Source organism: Sphaerospermopsis aphanizomenoides BCCUSP55 (genome assembly GCF_001586785.1).
Taxonomy (GTDB): domain Bacteria; phylum Cyanobacteriota; class Cyanobacteriia; order Cyanobacteriales; family Nostocaceae; genus Sphaerospermopsis_A; species Sphaerospermopsis_A aphanizomenoides_A.
This window is the reverse complement of record NZ_LUFH02000065.1, coordinates 1-19,463: the sequence shown is the minus strand read 5'-3', so window position 1 is coordinate 19,463 and position 19,463 is coordinate 1. Positions and strand designations below refer to the sequence as shown.

Sequence of the window (19,463 nt, the reverse complement as noted above, 5' to 3'; positions counted from 1 at the left end):
GTTCAGTGTTAATTGTCACATGGTTTTAGGGTTTTGAGTGACTGAATTTAACTGAATTTAACTGAATAGGCTGATTTTTAAAGTCCTAAATTTAACTGAATTATTGAATTGCGAAGTCAAAGATAATTTAAATTGTGACGAACAACACAAAAACCAACAACAAATCAATGGGTTCTAATGTCTCACAGATAACAGCGAAAACAGCTGGTTTCAGTGACATTACAGCATTGGACGGACTCCAATCCCTCTGGGCTGAATCTCTCGGCGACCCTCGCATCTGCATTGCAGTTCTTGACGGACTAGTTGATCAGTCTCACCCCTGCTTTGATGGTTCCCAGTTTACTCGGCTACCGACCCTAGTTTCTGGTGTCGCAGACCAAGGAACGGCATCTCAGCATGGAACTCACGTTACCAGCGTCATATTTGGTCAACATGGCAGCCCTATACGTGGCATTGCCCCTGGCTGTCGTGGGCTGATTGTACCAGTGTTTACAAATGGCAGTAAAGGTGGCATTTCCCCCTGTTCCCAGATTGACTTGGCACGAGCCATTACCCAAGCGGTTGAGCGGGGAGCCAATGTAATTAACATTAGCGGTGGTCAATTAGCAGCATCGGCTGAATCTGATAAGTTACTGGCTAATGCAGTCCGCCTTTGTGCCGAAAACAATGTTCTGATTGTAGCGGCTGCGGGCAATGATGGCTGTGATTGTCTCCATGTTCCTGCTGCTCTGGAGTCAGTATTGGCAGTAGGTGCAATGGATTCTTCTGGAAATCCCATCGGCTTTAGCAACTGGGGTGAGGTTTACAGAACACAAGGTATCCTTGCTCCTGGGGAAAACATTTTAGGTGCTATCCCAGGTGGTGGAACTGCTAATAGAAGCGGTACAAGTTTTGCAACTCCTATTGTATCAGGACTTGTTGCCTTATTGCTGAGTATTCAACTGCAACGAGGTGAGAAGCCTGACCCCCACGCTATTCGTGATGCCATTCTCAAGACTGCTTTGCCTTGCAATCTACAAAAAAATTTAGATAGCCGACGTTGTTTAGTCGGAAGTCTGAATATCCCTGGCGTACAAGCCCTAATTACAAAAGAAGGAATACAAAAAATGTCTAATCAAGAAGAAGTAATGATTCAACCAAGTGAAGTTAACAACATTGAGCAAGAAGTAATTAACCAAGTAACAGAAATGCAAGTATCTAACTTGCAAGAGTCTAACCACTCTATACCAATGATGAACCTACAGCCTACCTCAGCTAATGTAGTTCCTTCATCTATCGAACCTTCTGAGTGTGCCACCTGTGCAGGACAAAAGACTGCACCACCAATAGTATATGCACTAGGAACACTAGGGACAGATTTCGGCACTGAAGCTCGTCGAGATTCTTTTAGCCAAATGATACCTCCTGGTGTAAGTCTGGTGGACTATCTCAGCCAAAATCCTTACGAAGCACAATCATTGATTTGGACTCTGAGCTTGGATGCTACACCAATTTATGCGATCGTACCTGTAGGTGCTTATGCAGCTTTTGGTTACAACAGGTTGCGGGAAATATTGGCAGAGGGTGATAGTGTCGAGCGAGTTTCAATCCCTGGGCGTATTGCAAGCAGCATCAAACTAATGTCAGGTCAAACTGTTCCTGTGATTGTTCCAGAATTGCGGGGTATATATAGTTGGACAATTCCAGCTGTCATTGATTCATTAGTACCAGCCTACCCAGCACAAACACGGGAGAATTTGACTGCAAAAATTCGAGAGTATTTAGAGCGGATTTATTATGAATACCGCAACTTGGGTGTTACACCACAGGAACGGGCGCTTAACTTCTCAGCTACAAACGCTTTTCAGGTGACAGAGGTTTTGGCTAGTGCTGTAGATGCTCAACTAGGACTTCAAAGCATTGGAGTAACAAAGAGTCCAATCTGTCGGCCTGACTCAGATTGCTATGATGTGACGCTACAGTTTTTTAACCTTGAGGATAGCCGCAGGGCTGGAAAGGTCTACAGATTTACCGTTGATGTTAGTGAAGTGATTCCTGTCACCATTGGTCAGGTTCGTTCTTGGTCTATTGCTAGTTAGTAAAACTTGAAAAATCGTCATAGTTCAAACAAGGAGAAGTAGTTATGAAAATTCCAATCCAAGCCGGACACGTACCGCGATCTAGCGTTATGTGTCCCGCAAAAATCCAACAATTAAAATGAGGAAATCATGAAACTTCCAATCCAAACTCAACCAGTTAATCGCCAAGTTGCTGCAACTAAACTCACGAGTAAGGGTATTGTTCCATCTGTAGGATGCTGCGGTCCTGGAAATCTTGCTTGTTACGGATTATGCATTAACGGCTACACCTGTCTAGGCGTTTGTGCTTAATTCCGAAGTTCGGAATCCGAAGTCATTTTAAACTTCACGATGATTGATCATAGATGTCACCAATGAGTGATTTCTGTTAGATGAACACCCAATCGAAAAAACAACCAAACAATCTTGCAAAGGAGAATACCTTCATGAAACTTCCCATTCAATCCGCACCTGTTATTCGCCAAGTTAGTACAGCCAGTTATGCTTCTAATGCCGTTACTCCTTCCGCGTCGTGCAACTGTCCTAACACTTGTATAGGTCTGTGTATCGAAGGACGATGCAATGGACTTTGTGTTTAGTAAGTTACCTTGGAAAATTTTGAGGTAGTTAGTATCTATAGCAATAGATATCCTCAAATAACCAAAAAATAAAGTGAGGGGTGTCGGACACCCCTCACTGCACGGTCACTTCCCACAAGACAATCTTGAAAACTTCAACAATAATGAACAATAACGAGAAAAAGTCATGAAATTTTTCCACCAATTACCTGAAATAACTTCAGGAAAAACTCTGAAAATGAGTACATACCGTAAATTAACGATCGCACTTCTCAGCGTTGTGGTTTGGTTCTCTACCATCACCACATCTTTTGCTGATGTCAACACAAAAGTAGCATCTTCCGAGCAAATCCAAGCACCTATTCAGGTTCTAGCTTTTGTTGATTCTGATGATACAGATGCCATAGGTAAACTGTATGGGGATATTCAACAAGCTTGGAAACAACCTAATATAAAAGACAGTTTGTTTGCGGTTTGCGATGCAACCACACTGGATAAAGATTCATGTTTAGATATCCTGAAAGCTGAGATAGCTCATAAACAGGCAAGTATAATCAATTCTTGCTATGGTACTCCAGGTACTAATGGAAGATTGTGCCTAGATTTGACATTAAAAAATTTAGGTTTAAGATTTGATGATTTTGATAGATGGATTGACGAGCTAGGTTAATTAGTATTTGATGAATTTAACTAATAAAATTCACATAACATACAACAACTAGAAGATAGCGATCGCCCTATTTGTCCCAGATAGCGATCGCTCCTCATCTAGAATCAAAGCCATTTTCACCGAAGTGCGATCACCCTACTTATCCATCAAGCGATAGCTTTTTAGATTTGTGGAAGGTGATCGCTTCAAAAGACCAAGGATTAATAATTACAACTCCAGTCCTGGCAAAGTCTTTTTAATTCCGAGTGACAAGTGATAGACAGTTATGAATTGCGAAAGCTGCAAGAGTTGTTGTTCTAGTTCTGGAATAGCCATGATGGGGTTTCAGTGGAGGATAATTTGATTTTATTTAACTTTCTGCATTGTACCAACTGCACCCTTACCCATTGCCGCAGATCATGAATCCTGTTCGCTTATTTGTAGAGAGATATGATTGACATTCCCCTAATTTCCAATCACATCATTAAAATAACTCCGATACAATTGACAACGTGGCTCCACTTCATTACCTGCCAACTTAACCAAACCCATACTCTGCAACTGATAAGCTGAAATTGTTTCTAATCGCACTGGTTCAGTAGAAGAAATCACTATTTGAAATGCTGCCATGAGTTTCGGTTTCTGTTCCAAATTCAACCAATATTCCCGCAAATGATGGCGATAAATACCCCCATCTGTAGTTGCTGCTGCTAACAATTCCTCAAGACTAATATTGGGATAACTTTTGAGGTGAGAAAATGCTTGCTGCAACAAATAAGGATGACCACCTACTAATTTTAGTAAAGAATCTACTAAAGTTGAATTTCCACCTAATCCAAATTTTTCGGCAAATACTAACACTTGCTCTCTAGTTAACTCTGGTAACTCAATGGGTAATCCGACATTAAAAGGTGATTGATTAATATTCAGGCGGATATAAACATCAGTCGCATGAGCAATCACTAATCGCAGTTTTTGCCAATTTTGACGGCTTCTGGCTTTCTCATACCAAGAACGCAATAACCCAAAAAAGTCTTCATAAACTTCAGGATATGGGAAAAGTACATCCACATCATCTAAGCAGAGAACAAGGGGATTTTGAGCTTCAGCTAATAAGTATTCTTCTAAATAAGTGGTGCAACTTACCTTTGCTCCCATACCCTCTTCATCCCAACAGTCATCTATTTCACGGGGTAAATGCAATTCTCGACTGAGATTCAAACAAAACCAGCGCAAAAATTTATTCAAGTTAGTAAAATGAGTGTTCCTATCTGCCATCTCCAAACTTAAGCTGACTGTACGATAGCCTTGTTTTGTAAGTTTAGCTAATACACGCTCCATCAAATAGGTTTTACCCATTAATTTAGGTGCTTTGATTCGCACCAGAGAACCGGGCTGTAATAGTGTTTCATAGCATAATGATTCAATCGGATAGCGTTCTACATACAATTCTGGCTCTGGCAATTCTTGTTTTGGTTGGATTAAATAGTTTGGAAGTTTTGCTTCTTTGAGTTTGTTATTGTTATGTTCGCCATTAACTGTCATTAATTCTGGTTTTGGTATGTAGTATTCAGATGTAAATTGCCTTTCCCAGCATTGTTTTTCCCAATGTCGTTTTAAAGCCTCCTTGAAATTGCTTTTTCTGACTTTTTCTCCTAAAGCTTCTGTCAAAAATTTCCACAGCTTGGGTGCAATATCTTGACTAATATAACTAGTTGCATATTGATGTTTAGCTGCAATTTGATCGTATTCTTCCCGTTCCCAAGCTCCTTTCAGGACAATTATTTCAACATCGGTTAAGCTTCTATCAAACTTTTTCAAAACAGCTTGGTTAGCAATTTGAATTGCTTCATATAAGTTAAAATTCATAACGCCCTGAAGTGAAAGTTTTTCTATTCAGCTGATTTGTTGGATTAATTTGCACCATGCTCAGACTTGCAAGGAGCTTTATCCAAACAATAGTAAGTTTCTATCGTTAATTTTAAAAGCTTGGTAGTTAATAACCCCACATTTAAAGTTATCACGTATGAACAGCGATATTACTAGTGTTAAAAATTAATTTATCAGTAAGCATTCAGCTATCAGCAGTCAGCAGTCAGCTAAAACTGGTTATCAAGCTAAGTTTAAAGGATTTTTAAGGTAAACCGATACCAAAATCAATTCCTCATTCCTCGCTAAAAATGCTCATAAATTCCAGATAATAGTTGATTACTGATTACTGAATACTTACATTTATAAACACTGTTAGGGATTGTAAAATAACTACTGAATAGGGAAAATATGCTAAGTTCCTGCAAGTAATTGCGCTAGTTCATGTAGTTTTATTTAAAAAATTCTAATAAGTTATAGAATTACGTATTTATTGGTAAAATTACGCCTATATATATACAAATTAATCTATAAAAATCCTATTTGATTATTGATAGCTTGCGTGGCGTAGCCATACAAAACTCCGTACAATGAAATCCTCCTCTAAAACCCTTTTTTTGCCTTTTGCCTTTTGCCTCTTGCCTCTTACCTGCTTACACAAATGATTATGGCTTACGCCACGCTATGCCTACGGCACACTACGTGTTAGCGGAGCTTTCGCTTTAGCGATACGCTATCAGGAATCAAACCGGATGCCTATAGCAGACTTACTGATGTTGCGAAATCCAACTATGATTAAAAATAGCTGCATAAATGCGGTTGTGGATTTTTAAATAGCTATCTTCTTTAATTAATAATCCTGATAATATCAATTCTTTTGACTCTGGACTATCAATTGAACTCACTTGTCCTCGCTCTAAAACTTCTTGATATAGTTCTAACATTTTAGTAGCTGGAATTTCACCCTTAAGAATGCGATCGCTAATTGTTCTTAAATGCTCTGGTTCGTCTTGAGTTTCCCAATTTTCTATAATATTTGTGCGGATTAAATTTTCAATCCATGCTTTTTCAGTTTTTTCAGGGATAGAAGCGGAAGAAATACGAATAATTCGGCAAATTTTTTGAGTTAAAAATGGTTGACCATTAGTCCAGAACAAAACTTCTTTTAATACTGCTTGTGGGTTTGTAACTTTATCTGTCAACCCGTGCAGCAAAGGTTGAGCTTCGTGAAGTTGGAAGCCATGCAGTTGAATTGCTTGACCAATATTAAAAGGCGTGCGCCGATAATCAGTGATTAAATCACTAGGAGTCGCAACACCAAATAAAGCAAAACATAACCGTTTATACTCTGGATTAATACTGCGTTGATTATAGCAGGAACGAATGAGGGCAAAAAAGTCATTGACTGCAAAATCTAAACCTAAAACACTATCAATTTCATCTAAAAAGATGACTATTTTTGGCGCAGGAGTATGATCAGGTAACTTAACTGCATATAACAAAACTTCTTCCAAAAATCTACTTAACCGCTGCACAGGAGAAAGTTCGATATTTTCTTGCCACCAAGCTTTTAAATTAACCTTACCGAACAGATCAAAACCTTGCCATAATTCCACCGCTAATCCCTTATACCATTGCTCAGGGGTAATATTTTCACTACCAATTCGAGTCATATCAATGGCAGCACAACAAAAATCTTCTTGCTGCAAATGGTGCATCATCCGCACCATCAAACTTGATTTACCCATCTGTCGAGTATTGAGAATATAACAAAACTCTCCACTTCTTAATGCTTTATAAAGATAACGGTCGGCGGAACGCACTACATAAGTAGGAGCATCACTTGGCAAACTACCACCAACTTGATAATCATAACTTGAGGCTTCTTCGGCACTTTTTAGCAGGGCGTTTTCAAATTCTAATTTAGCTTGAGTGGCTTTAAGAATTTCCAGAGTTTGTGATAGTTCTTGAGTACGTTCTTCTACTTTTTGTTCTAAGGTTGTGTAGAGACGAGAATTTTCAATGGAGATAGCAGCTTGACTAGAAAGAATATTTAAAACTTCGACTCGCTCTGTTGTAAATGCTCCCGTTGTGAGATTATTTTCTAAATATAAAATACCGCTCAATTTGCCTTGATTTAATAGAGGAATGCAAAGAATTGATTTAGGTTGAGTGGCGATAATATAAGCATCACGAATAAAATTTCCCTCATGAGTAGCATCATTGAGAACTACATTTTCCTCAGTGCGGGCAACATAATTAACGATAGCGGTTGAAAGTAAGGGAGTCTGAGTGGCAGCATCTACAGAATCTACTGGTAAGGATTGTAGTGTGGTAACGGCATCAGAATCTATTGCTCCCACTGCTTCAATCACCCACTTATCATGAGAATGTAGAAGCAAAAAGCCTTTTTGAGCGCCGGCATTCTCAATCATAATTTTCATTAACTTAGCCAGCAATTTGCTCAGAACAATTTCTCCAGTTAGGGCTTGAGATGCTTTAATAACTGTTGTTAAGTCGAGGACTGTTCCATCATTTCCAGTAGTAGATATAGTGGGATTGAGGCTTTTAGCTCTCCCTTGGTTTGTAGTTACTATCAAATACTCTGGATATTCATCTTCTAATTGTTTGACTTTGGCTTTAGCTCCCCAATAGGTATAACAATGGTGTGCATTCCTTAGATATAACTGCCCAATTTCTTCTCTACCTAGTTGCAGATAAAATTCTGCTGCTCGTTCATAAGCTAAAGCTTCTTCATGGATAAATTCATATTTTTTAGCACCTTGAATAGCTCGTTCATAAAGCTCCTCAGCTTGCCAATTGTTTCCTAAAACTCTTGCTTTTTCAGCCGCAACTAAATCATATTTATGTTGAAAATTTTCTGGGCAATGGTTAGCCCATAATTTCATTCTCTCTTGATTTTCATCTACTTGCTCCCTTAATTCGTTTTGTTGCTTTAAATCACAAGAGCTATAATCAGCAAGATAAGAAAGAGAAGAATAGAAATTATGCTGAGGAGCAGTTAAAAATGAGCTAGAACTAGAAGTCTTGAAATATTTTTCTGCTTCAATTCCATTGATAGTAGCTTGTTGATAATTTCCAAAATAATAAAAATAAACTGTCTTAGCAAAATAAAAAATAAAAACTAACCATTGGTTATTAATTTGTTTCCAATTTTTTAAATATTCTTTTTCTTCATCTAGAGATTTACCAATAATCAAACCATTATCACTATTTATAACCAAGAAATTAACTGCTATTTTATGGACTAATTCTATGCAATAGATAGAAAATTCTTGTTTCAGATTTTTTATTAACCTAGAATATTTCTGGTAATCCTTCTCAACTTCTTCCAAATTGTATCCACATAGAAACTTTATCAAACAATAATCTATAGCAGCATAAGAAGCAAACTCATTTTCTCCTGTATTTATACCTGCTGTAAATCCATGTATTAATCTTTCCTGTGCTACTATATTCCTAATATAATTTTTCCAGTGCAAGATAAGTCCATAATATATCTGCACAACAAAAGCTTCTAATTTGGGAGTATTAAACTTTTCTAGTAGTTTAAGAGCTAGTTTACCAAACTCATCTCCATTACTATTATCTCCTTTGATAGTACACAAAAGCATCCCATAGTTACCATATATATCAGCTGCATGAGGTGGATTTCCATATTTAATACAGAGATCAAGCAGGGTTAAAGTTACTTCAACAGACAAGGGAACATTTGTTTGATTTGTAGCTGCTACCATCTGTTGAAGTATGAACATTGCTGTTATTTGCTTCTGGTCAGTAATCAGAGGTAAGTTGGCTAAGTCTTCAATATTTTTTTCTTGTAGAAAGTGTTTTATAGAACTTTGTTGTTGGTCAATTTTTTCCTCAATATGGCTAGGATTTGGAGATATATTTATTCCAAACTCTACTAAAGTATTCAAAGCATTATCTATTGCCTTCTGAGGATTAAACCTTGAATGATAGTAGATAATTTGCAGTTGGTTAACCTTGGCTTTATCTATAATATTGTTGACATTTTTTAAAATTGTTTCAGCTAACTTTTCAAATTGCTCGAACTTGTTATTTAAGTAAAGAAGCTCTAAAGTTTCTATAGACAATTCGTATGTTAATTGATACTGATAATCCCAGCTATTAGAGTCTAAAGATTTTAATCCAATTTCTAAATACTTAAGAGATAGTTCATAAGCTGTAGATGTCTTGGATTTCTTACCGGCTTTCAAATTTAATTTAGCTACTTCTTCTTTCTCTATTTGGTCATTGATTAGTTCAAATCCTTCATTAAATTGATTGACAATATTAAAAATATTTTCTTCTAACTCATTTTTTTGAATTTTTGCTAATAATAGACGACCTATTTCCAAATGAACAGCTTTCTTTTCTTCTGCAGAAATTAAAATATATGCAGCTTGCTGAACTCGGTCATGTAAAAACTTATAGCGGATAGTTTTGGGATATTTGTCAAGGAAAGCGGAGGATACCTGAGAAGAATATGTTGAAATTTCTTCCTGATTCCATAATAACAGAAGCTTATAGTCATCACTTAAGGGAACAATTAACCCTTCCTCAATAGCTTGCTGTAGTTTTTGAGCAGTAGTTATTTGAGAAGTTTTATTGACGACAGAAAGAATTTCTAAATTAAATTCGTTACCGATACAGGCAGCCAGCTTCAAAATATTCTGTATATTTTCATCCAACTTTTCCAGCTTGCCAAGCATTAAATCAACTATATTATCAGTTATTCTGACTTTTTTAATTTCCTCAATATTGTATTTCCAAAAACCTCTTTGGTTTTCTGTGTGAGTGAAGATAAATTGAGGAGCATTAAAGAATAATAGATTTTCTTGATACAAAGTTCGTAATAATTGATTGAGGAAAAAAGAATTACCGCCAGTTTTTTTATGTACTAACTCTGCTAGAGGCTGTGCATCTTCTATTGAGCAATTTAGGGTGTCGGCTATCAATTGATTAATATGATTAATTTCCAATGGCTGAAGCATAATTTTATTGACTATAGCTTCTGCCTTTTTAATTCGCTCTAAGGTGTAAATTAACGGATGAGTAGAACTGACTTCATTATCTCGATATGCCCCAATTATCAATAAATCTTGACTGTCACAATTAGTAATTAATAAATTCAGTAAATTTAAAGATGGTAAATCTGCCCATTGTAAATCATCTACAAAGATGACTAGAGGATGTTCTTTTTGACTAAAAATGCCAACAAACCTTTGAAAAAACAAATTGAACCGACTTTGTGCTTCGTTTGCTTCTAATTTTTCAATTGCTGGTTGTTTACCAATAATTTTTTCCAATTCTGGAATAATATCAATAATAATTTGACCATTATTTTCCAAAGCTTCTAAAATTTTTTCCTTCCAAACTTGTATAGTTGTTTCATTTTCACTCAGGAGTTGACGAATTAAGTTGTGGAAAGCAGATGTGATAGCTGAGTAAGGAATATCTCTCTGCAAGAGATCAAATTTACCATGAATAAAGTATCCTCTTTGATGTGTAATTGGTTTATGAATCTCATTCACCAAAGCAGATTTACCAATACCTGAATAACCAGAAATTAGTATCATCTCCGTATTACCTTGACTAACACGTTCAAAGGTAGTTAATAATTGAGTAATTTCCTTTTCTCGACCATAAAGTTTTTGGGGAATATGAAACTTATCAGTAATATCTTTAGTTCCCAAAGGAAATTGAGGAATCTCTCCTAAAGTTTGAAAGTGCTGAAGACAAATTTCTAAATCGGCTTTAATCCCCCAAGCACTTTGATATCGTTCCTCTGGCGTTTTAGCCAATAATTTCATGACAATATTAGATACTACCACAGGAATAGAAGAGATTAGTTCATGAGGTGTTTCCGGATGTTGCGCGATATGACAATGAACTAATTCCATTGGGTCATCAGTTACAAAGGGGAGTTGACAAGTTAAAAGTTCATAAAAGGTAACACCTAGAGAGTAAAAATCACTACGATAATCTATCGCTCGGTTCATTCTACCAGTTTGCTCTGGAGCGATATAAGCTAAAGTTCCTTCTAATTGATTAACGTTACGAACTGTCTGATTTTCTTGGGATAAACGGGTAGAAATCCCAAAATCAATTATTTTAAGTTGTCCATTTTTTGTGTTATAGACGATATTGGCAGAATTAATATCCTTATGGATAATATTAGCACTGTGAATATTTGCCAAGCTTTCAGTAATCTTAATAGCAATAGTCAGAACTTCTTCTAAGGTGAACTTATACTTGGATATTAAGAGTTTTAAAGAATGCCCACCAAAGTCCTCTAAAAGGATTACTAAACTATTCTTATATCGCTTGAAATCATACGCTTTGATAATATTGTCTACATTAAAAGAGCGGGTAATTTCATATTCTTGTTTATATCGGGTTAATTCTGAAGGAGTAGGGTAATTTTCTTTCAGAATTTTTAGAATAATTGGTTGGTCTTGTGGATGGAGAATTCCTCGATAAACTAACGAATTAGCACTTTCATATATTTTTTCAATTAGCTGGTAATTTATTGTGCTATCCATAGTGAAGAATAGAAAGTATTGATAAATTTAGTACTTACGCACGAATCACGGAATATCGTATCCCTGACGGGAGCCGTCAGGCATACCGCAGAGGACGCAGAGGACACGGAGGAATAAGAGTTTCGGAGGATTTTTGCGTAAGTCCTGAAATTAATTGGGAGCATTCCCTGATTTTACCAATATATGCTATTGTGTAGACTTATGATACCCCCAATATGTTGGCTAAACTAAAAGCAAAACAATTGCCAATGATTATTGCTAGTGGTGTGTAGTGTAATGCAGTAATACCCAGGTTACGCACCCTATTTGTAAACTATGCGAACACAACGACAGTCTTTGGAGAGCGTTTATTTTTGGGAATACTCTAACTACAACTGAGTGGTATGTAGGGATAGGGTGGAGAAAAGTTTCGCACATCTACTAAATACTGTTTTTTATTATCTATCATTGTCTGATGATAAAAGGGAAGTTGATTATTCACATCATTTTCATCTGGATCATCTTGAGCATCAGCCCATTTTTGAATCTGCTTCCTACTTAGATTATGTTCAGTAGGTATTGGTGGATAGGGAAGAACAACTTGAAAAGCAATCGAATTGTTTCCGGGACTTGATGACAACTCTTGTACATCACCTCTAAACTTATCCCAAGATACCTCTAGTCCATACTTTATGACTATTTCACCTGTACTCAAAATCGGTTGAGAAATTTGGTGATATCTTGTTTCTCCATTTTTTGTTACCGCATAATATGCCTGTCCTGCTATCAAGAGGCTCAAACCAATTCCCTGCCAAGCTAGACTATTAGGCAAAATCAAAAATCTTGTTTTTTGCTTGTCATAGTGAGATTTAAGTGGGTAGTATATATCTAAGTTGTCTGGTTCAAACTCGTCAGGGCAAGCATTTTGCGGAGCAAGGAAAATTTCTCTGGCTATGAGACCATCCAATTGATCACGATCAGCTTCTTGATTAGCTTCAATAAATTTATTCCATTCACCTTTAGTAAAATAATCCCACCAAGCTCCTTCTTTTGCCGTTAAGTAGGTGTACCAGGTTTTGGCAATTAGCTGGGATATTTTGCGGGTATAGAGTAGAGAGCGGATAGGTTCATAAAAATTGCTTGACTCAATAGAGTATTGATGTAAATAATCTCGCATTGGTGTACTCTGTTGTTCTTGCATCAGAGTCTCCATAAAACCTCTTGGAAAAACGACTCCAGTGGAAGGCAAATATGTGGCTATACTTATATTGTTCTGGTCAAAATCTGGAGGTTTTGGATGATCACTTAGCCTTTCTATAGTTTTATTATCAAGCTTATATTCGGAAAAATATTTTTCACTTTTATTTTCGGTATTTTCAGTATTTTCGGTATTTTCTGGTCTTATTCTTTTTGCAGTTATTATTTTTGTCCGTATTAATTTTCCTGGACTTTGATCGGGGTTAGGTTCAACTAATAGAATTTGATAATAGGCATCGTTATACCACGAGCCAGCGTCCATTGCATCGGCTCCGCTGCCTAGATTGTTTGATGTTACATCGGTCATAATAATATTCTCTCCTGAGTGTTAACAAACGCTAGAAAATTTCAAGCCAAACCGTAAAAACGCCGGGGATTATCCCACAAAATCTTTTGCACCATTTCTGGAGATAAACATGATTCAAGCTCTACAAGCGTTCTCACAATGTCCGGTTTATGATCCATGTGTGGGTAATCAGTGCCGAAGATTAAGTTATCAGTCCCGATGTAGTCAATTATTTGCGGTAAATAAGGTTCAGATGGTTCAATAGACACAAAACACTGACGACGAAAATACTCCGATGGAGGTATTTTTACATGGTTGTTAACCTCCCAATATAAATTTTTATATTCTTCATCCATTCTCCAGAGCCAATAAGGAAGCCAACCACAACCAGACTCTAAAAAACCCACTTTTAAGTTGGGGTGGCGTTCTAACACCCCTCCTTCAATTAAGGCTAATAAGGCCATCATCTGTTCCATTGGGTGGGAACAAGCGTGCAGGGCAAAACGAGTATTAAATCGATCTGCACCTGTAGTTGGTAAGCGGCCATGGGTTCCTTCATGAATTCCTACAGCTATGTCTAATTCCTCACAAGCTGTCCAAAATGGCTCATAGGCAGGATCACTTAATAGTCGCCCTTTAACGGGGTTAGGGCGTAAAAATACAGATTTCCAACCAAAATTAGCTATAAGATGCAATTCTGATATCATTTGCTCTGGTGCATGAAGATTAATAGCTCCTACTCCCTTTAATCTGTCTGGGGCATAGCTACAAAATTCTTCATATAACCAAGTATTGTAAGCATAAGTGAAAGCTCCCATCACTTCCGCTGGCATGGTATCAATGGCAAAGAGCCACAATCCGTAAGTGGGATAAATAAATGCTATATCAACCCCCATTTGCACCATTGATTGGAGTTGAGATTCAGGATCGTAACGTTGAAAATAAGCACTGGGGTTAGCCTCCCTCATCTGTTTATTGCCAGCTTCTTGAACTTGTGGAGATATCTTCTTTGCAATATCTTCCCCTTGAATTTTCATGTCTGGTGAGGGCGCGAAGTGCTTAAATTCCGGGGCTAGATACTTAGCCCACATCTGCGGAGGCTCAATCACATGGGCATCAGCATCAATAATTTTATAACCGTGCAGCATAGTTAAACCTGTATATTTTCTGAGATTAATTCCTTTTCAATAGGAATTACGCACAAGTAAGAGAATAATGTATCCCTTACGGAAGCCATCAGGCATACCACTCTAGATACAGAGAAATAAGGGTTTGAGAGATATTTTGCGTAAGTCCTGAATTAGTTAGGACATGGATTCCCGCATTCGCGGCAATCACAGTGTCTTTTTTGTCCTAACTACTTTGTCCGTGGCTATAGTTCAGAAGTCAAATTGAACTGCCATAGTATCTTTGGTTTTTTACCTCAAGAATTGAGTTAAATTCAGGACTATTAAAATTTAGTCAACTTCAGTTAAATTCAGTTAAATTCAGTTGGCTTCAGTTAAATTCAGTTAACTTCAGTTAAATTCAGGTATGGCAGCCAAAAGCCTCCGATGGTGAGATCGAACTGAGGTTAAATTACATCCACATGGGATAAGGGTTGAATTGGTCTTCTGTCAGAGACTCTTGCAACCAACCCATTTTGACAGGAATCTGATTAAGCCTTCCTGTACCTAAGCGTTTCCAGATATGACGCATCCCTGGCACAATTACCTTAGCTACTCTCAGTCCAATATCGGGACGAGTCTGATCTAGAACTAGCATTTCTAACCCATTTCGCTCAACTATTTGTTGACAAAGCCTAATATCTTCGAGAAGATCATCACTGGCTAGTTGGGGATAATCTGCATTAACTTTAGCTTTAGCGATACTGAGAGAATCAGGAAGCAGATACGGTTGATTTGCTACTGTGGCAGACTTCCACCATTCTATTGCCAGAGGATCAGCAGATGGGGGATATTGAGTGCTACCATTCGCTTGGACTGATAAAACATTAGGTAAAATTTGGTTAACTTCCGTTAATGCTCGACTAATGGCAATCTGAGGGTCAAAATGAGCGCCATAACCTAAGATAATATCCTCAACTTCTCGATCTGTGCGGCGACTAATAGCAGCAAAGGCGGGAATATTCAGGTCACTAGTTATATCTAAAACCCACACTTCTCTGTTAATGCTGTGGTAATATTTTTTCAGTTCCTGGAAATAAGGCTCGTTGAAACTATCTAAATCTACTGAAGTTTTTTGTAGACGGTTATACCACCACAACGCTACACAATCACGCTCAACTAATTCCATAAATCCTTGAAGAATAGCTTCTTCGAGTGTGTTACCAGCCGCACATCCATTTGAGTCTGCCCAACAATCTGGTGAGTGGGATTGAAAATAGCCATAATAGCAATAAGCCGTGGGCAGATATTTGAATTCCTGGTGCGTTAAAGACCAAACAGGTGTCCAGTCGATTTCTCTTTCTGTATCAAAGGGTGCTGGAACTTTTTGAAACCAACTTTGACATTCGGCATTCCATTGTTCCCGATTCTGGTATTGTTTTTCGCTGAAATTCATGCAGATATTAGGATGAATAGCTTTTTCACCCATATCCTGGTAACTGCTTTTTTGTCTGATTTCATTTCCCTGAAATACCCCGGAATACCTTTCAATAGCTTCACAGAAACCGCTGACTTTTGATTGAATATCAGTCCTACCTTTTCCTGCACTTCTACCTCCAATATTTTGACGTAAGCTGTCTACATTATCAAAGATGCTGAGAAAATGATGTTTGGCTACATAAGTATGAGTTAACTTATTTCCTGGGATCTTTTGCAGTTCTCTAACAACACCTGTAATGGGACTAATATGATGTTGATATTTTCTGAAAGTTTCTTGGGGTGAACAATAACGATGTCCTCCATCTTTAGTAAACTTTTTCTGACGATGTTCTAAAATAATGGGTAGAGGTTTGTTATTTTGTTCATGTATTTCTCCACAAATAGAACATTGAGGACGCTTAACAAGGATATGGTTTTGGGTTTGGAGAGTAAGGGTATCATAGGTCAATAAATTTCCTGCTAATTGTTGATTTCCGCTTTGGATAATCCACTTAAAAACTTCTGTTGCTGCCATTCCTAATGCTGTTTGCACTGTAGATTTCAGAAATCCTAGGGGAGCAGATAAGGATATTTGTTGATGTTTTTGAATAAACCTTTCAATGGGTCTATTATCCCTTAATCTTTGTGCTAAACATTCCCAACATCCGGTTTTATGGGGATGAAATATAGGACCTATCCATATTTTTGTCCCCAGAGGATTGACTAATATCCAGGGAGATTGAGAATTTAAGGCTTGTTGATTAAATTCTTTTAGCTGAGGGTGTAGGTAGTCGTCAGTTAAGATGACTGTGAAATCTCCTGTATCAGCTATTTGAATATCTAGGGATTTCAAAATGGTGATGAAGTCATCGGTAGGAAGAGAACCAAAGGTTTTAACTGCAACTTTCGTTGATTGTAGTCGTTGAACAGCAACTGTGGGAGTAATGTTGAGATGATGACAAAAGATGGCTAGGTGAGAGGGTAGTGAGTCATCTTTTTCTACTAGATAGCCCTGTTGTTCCATTTGAAATAGGGCATACTGGGTTTTGATGCTGAGATTCAGAATCTTTTGGAAAAAGTCGCTATTTTCTAGAGAATTTTGTTGTTCTTGCAGGAGTTCTAGTTGAATGAATTCAATAATTTCATCAATGCTATAATCCTGTTCTTGTAGTAAAGAAGCTATACGATAAGTAAGGCTATCGCTCAACCAAACTTTCTCTCTTTCAGATAAGAGAAATACCAGGTCTGGTTCTATGGTTTCAACGGAGTAACAAGGCTTGAAGTGGGGTTTATTGATCATTTTCTATATATTTTTAACGTCAAAAAGTGCAAATCTAGAGGCAAAATATAGTGTTCTGATTTGATTTATGTTCGCGTAGCTTGGCGCAAGCCATATCTTTCGTAGAGGCAGGGAACAGGGAAGAAGTAAGGAAGGGTTTTAGTCTGTACTGGGTTTTGTTCCATAATCAAATAGGAGTCCTATATATCCCACAGTTAAATTCTTAATTGGGAATTTTTTACGAATCTCCTAACTGGGTACTAAACAAATATAGCAGAATTCAGGAGTCAGGAGTCAGGAGTAAAACTGGCTTGGTGTATAGGTTTCAATTTTGATTCTGTACCTCATTTATCTGAAATCTGCTGTAACGTACATGAACAACAAATGTCAAACCAAATTTAATGTTTCTATGTCCTAGTCTGGGAACTACATCCTAAATTATTACAATATTTTTTCTAATAATTCTCGATGTAAAAAAGCCCCATTTACTAAAGATTCAATTTTCTCAGATGACAAAGATTTACTATTTTTATAATAATCAATCCAATTCTTACTAATTATATTTGCATCATCTGGTAAATCTTGTAAATCCCAACCAGGTATCTCTAAATCTTCCATTAACCGATTTACTTTGGGGTCATAACTCAAGGCAAAACAACGACAACCTTCACTCGCTGCCATAATTAAACTATGTAACCTCATACCAATTACCATATCTACACCCTGAAACGCACCTTTTAAAAGTTGCGGATCTTCTAAACAGAGAATTTGGCTATTATTTTTTAATTGCAGATGAATTTGTTCAGCTATTTCTAAATCTTCGCTTTTTTGAAATGGCAATAATAAAATCAAGGCTTGTGTAGTTTGTTGTAAACTTACCAAAGCAGAAGTTAAATTTATTAACCTATTTTTTGTTAGTTGGGAATGATTTCTTAAAGTAACTGCAATTCTTGGTTTTGGTAAATCTGCTAATTCAGATACAGGTTTGGATTCTAACGCCCAAACAGGATCAGGTGCAAGGATATGAGGTATACCCCAATCTGATAATAAAGCAGAACTTTTGCGATCGCGCACACTCACTTGAATACAACCAGCAAAATTCCGCTTTGCTAACCAACGAGTTTGGGGACGCAACAAAGGGCCTATTCCCTGTCCCCAAGCCACAGTTTTCAAACCCATGACTTGAGCGATCGCCATTAATCCGCCATAATAAAAAGGGCTAATGGTGCTAGTCACGTCCTGCATCAAGCTTCCACCACCCCAGATGAAAACATCACAAGAACGCAAAGCCTTAATTACCTGTAAAAACGCCATGCGGTTATAGCTTTCCACACCATAACGCCGACTCGTTTCTTCAGGATTTCCAGAAAGCACCACAGGGGTGACATGAGGTGGTAGCATTTGCAAAAGTGTGGCTAACAAAGCTTCGTCACCACCATTCCCCTTACCGTAATACCCAGACAACAAAACACGCATCTTCAAGAATTTTGGATTTTAGATTTTGGATTTTAGATTTTGGATTTTAGATTTTAGATCAGGACTTACGCCGTAATCATGGAAAAACAAACCGCAAAGGACGCAAAGAACACAAAGGAAAGAGGGTTTTAGAGGTATTGTAAGTCCTGATATTTTAGAGTTTGGATTACCAATTTTTTTTTAATGGTTATCTACCAGTGACAACTAACAACTGACAACTGACTATTATGCACGCCCTTTCGATTCCCACCTGGATTATTCACATTTCTAGCGTTATTGAGTGGATAGTCGCTATTTGGTTAGTCTGGATTTATGGTGAACTGACAAAAAACCGCAGTTGGTGGGGATTGTCTTTTGCCATGTTACCAGCTTTAATTAGTGCTATGTGTGCTTGTACCTGGCATTATTTCGACAATGTAGAATCTCTAGAATGGTTAGTCACCCTACAAGCTACCATGACATTAGTGGGAAATTTTACCCTTTGGGCAGCAGCCGTGTGGATTTGGCGTTCTACCAAGTCTGCAACCACAGTTGAGGCAAAAACTATCAAATCAGAACAATGATATCAAAAGAAACCCTATTCGCCCTTTCTCTGTTTCCCTATTTGGGTTTCTTGTGGTTTATCAGCCGCAGTCCACAAATGCCACGTTTAGCCCTATATGGATTTTACGGCACTTTAGTATTTGTCGGTATCACCATTCCCGCCGGGATCTATGCCAAAGTTGCCTATCAAGAAGCTTTAGCAAATATAGACTGGTTACATGGCGGCGCAGAAGTATTTTTAACCCTTTCCAACATTTTACTGGTCTTAGGTTTTCGCCAAGCTGTGCTGGAATTAAGGAATAGGGTGTAGGGTGTGGGGTGTGGGGTGTAGGGGAG

12 protein-coding genes are annotated in these 19,463 nt (G+C 37.5%); 6 read left to right on the top strand and 6 right to left on the bottom strand.

Going from position 1 to position 19,463, the window contains the following annotated elements; all coding sequences use genetic code 11:
- Nucleotides 1–134: 134 nt before the first annotated feature.
- The 4 genes from A0J48_RS16765 to A0J48_RS16750 all read left to right on the top strand — a co-directional run bounded on the left by A0J48_RS16765 (nt 135) and on the right by A0J48_RS16750 (nt 3,305).
- Nucleotides 135–2,078, top strand: a complete 1,944-nt coding sequence (locus tag A0J48_RS16765; RefSeq protein ID WP_325078844.1) for a PatA/PatG family cyanobactin maturation protease — start codon at nt 135–137, stop codon at nt 2,076–2,078.
- Between the two features lie 129 nt (nt 2,079–2,207).
- On the top strand, nt 2,208–2,369 hold the full coding sequence (locus A0J48_RS16760) for a hypothetical protein (RefSeq protein ID WP_200324984.1): 162 nt from the start codon (nt 2,208–2,210) through the stop codon (nt 2,367–2,369).
- A gap of 134 nt (nt 2,370–2,503) precedes the next feature.
- Nucleotides 2,504–2,656, top strand: coding sequence for a hypothetical protein (locus tag A0J48_RS16755; protein ID WP_200324982.1), 153 nt, complete (start codon nt 2,504–2,506; stop codon nt 2,654–2,656).
- A gap of 217 nt (nt 2,657–2,873) precedes the next feature.
- On the top strand, nt 2,874–3,305 hold the full coding sequence (locus A0J48_RS16750) for a hypothetical protein (protein ID WP_234300970.1): 432 nt from the start codon (nt 2,874–2,876) through the stop codon (nt 3,303–3,305).
- Between the two features lie 444 nt (nt 3,306–3,749).
- Here the strand turns inward: A0J48_RS16750 and A0J48_RS16745 are convergent, their stop codons facing one another.
- The 6 genes from A0J48_RS16745 to csaB all read right to left on the bottom strand — a co-directional run bounded on the left by A0J48_RS16745 (nt 3,750) and on the right by csaB (nt 18,584).
- Nucleotides 3,750–5,153, bottom strand: coding sequence for an AAA-like domain-containing protein (locus A0J48_RS16745; protein ID WP_200324978.1), 1,404 nt, complete (start codon nt 5,151–5,153; stop codon nt 3,750–3,752).
- Nucleotides 5,154–5,920: 767 nt separating this feature from the next.
- Complete coding sequence (locus tag A0J48_RS16740) at nt 5,921–11,722, bottom strand: AAA family ATPase (RefSeq protein ID WP_200324976.1); 5,802 nt, start codon at nt 11,720–11,722, stop codon at nt 5,921–5,923.
- 364 nt (nt 11,723–12,086) lie between these two features.
- On the bottom strand, nt 12,087–13,265 hold the full coding sequence (locus tag A0J48_RS16735) for a hypothetical protein (protein WP_200324974.1): 1,179 nt from the start codon (nt 13,263–13,265) through the stop codon (nt 12,087–12,089).
- 41 nt (nt 13,266–13,306) lie between these two features.
- Nucleotides 13,307–14,392 carry an amidohydrolase family protein gene (locus A0J48_RS16730; protein WP_200324972.1) on the bottom strand — a complete coding sequence of 362 codons (1,086 nt, stop codon included), beginning with the start codon at nt 14,390–14,392 and terminating at the stop codon, nt 13,307–13,309.
- A gap of 430 nt (nt 14,393–14,822) precedes the next feature.
- The gene (locus A0J48_RS16725; RefSeq protein WP_200324970.1) at nt 14,823–17,129 is read right to left on the bottom strand and encodes a TOMM precursor leader peptide-binding protein; all 2,307 of its coding nucleotides are present in this window, start codon (nt 17,127–17,129) and stop codon (nt 14,823–14,825) included.
- A 420-nt stretch (nt 17,130–17,549) separates the two neighbouring features.
- A complete protein-coding gene (csaB, locus tag A0J48_RS16720; RefSeq protein ID WP_200324968.1) occupies nt 17,550–18,584 on the bottom strand; it encodes a polysaccharide pyruvyl transferase CsaB in 1,035 nt (344 codons plus the stop codon).
- Between the two features lie 227 nt (nt 18,585–18,811).
- Between csaB and A0J48_RS16715 the strand changes: the two genes are divergently transcribed.
- Both A0J48_RS16715 and A0J48_RS16710 read left to right on the top strand, forming a co-directional pair.
- Nucleotides 18,812–19,147 carry a DUF2499 domain-containing protein gene (locus A0J48_RS16715; RefSeq protein WP_200324966.1) on the top strand — a complete coding sequence of 112 codons (336 nt, stop codon included), beginning with the start codon at nt 18,812–18,814 and terminating at the stop codon, nt 19,145–19,147.
- A complete protein-coding gene (locus tag A0J48_RS16710; protein WP_200324964.1) occupies nt 19,144–19,437 on the top strand; it encodes a DUF3593 domain-containing protein in 294 nt (97 codons plus the stop codon). The genes A0J48_RS16715 and A0J48_RS16710 overlap by 4 nt, the downstream gene beginning before the upstream one ends.
- Nucleotides 19,438–19,463 lie beyond the last annotated feature (26 nt).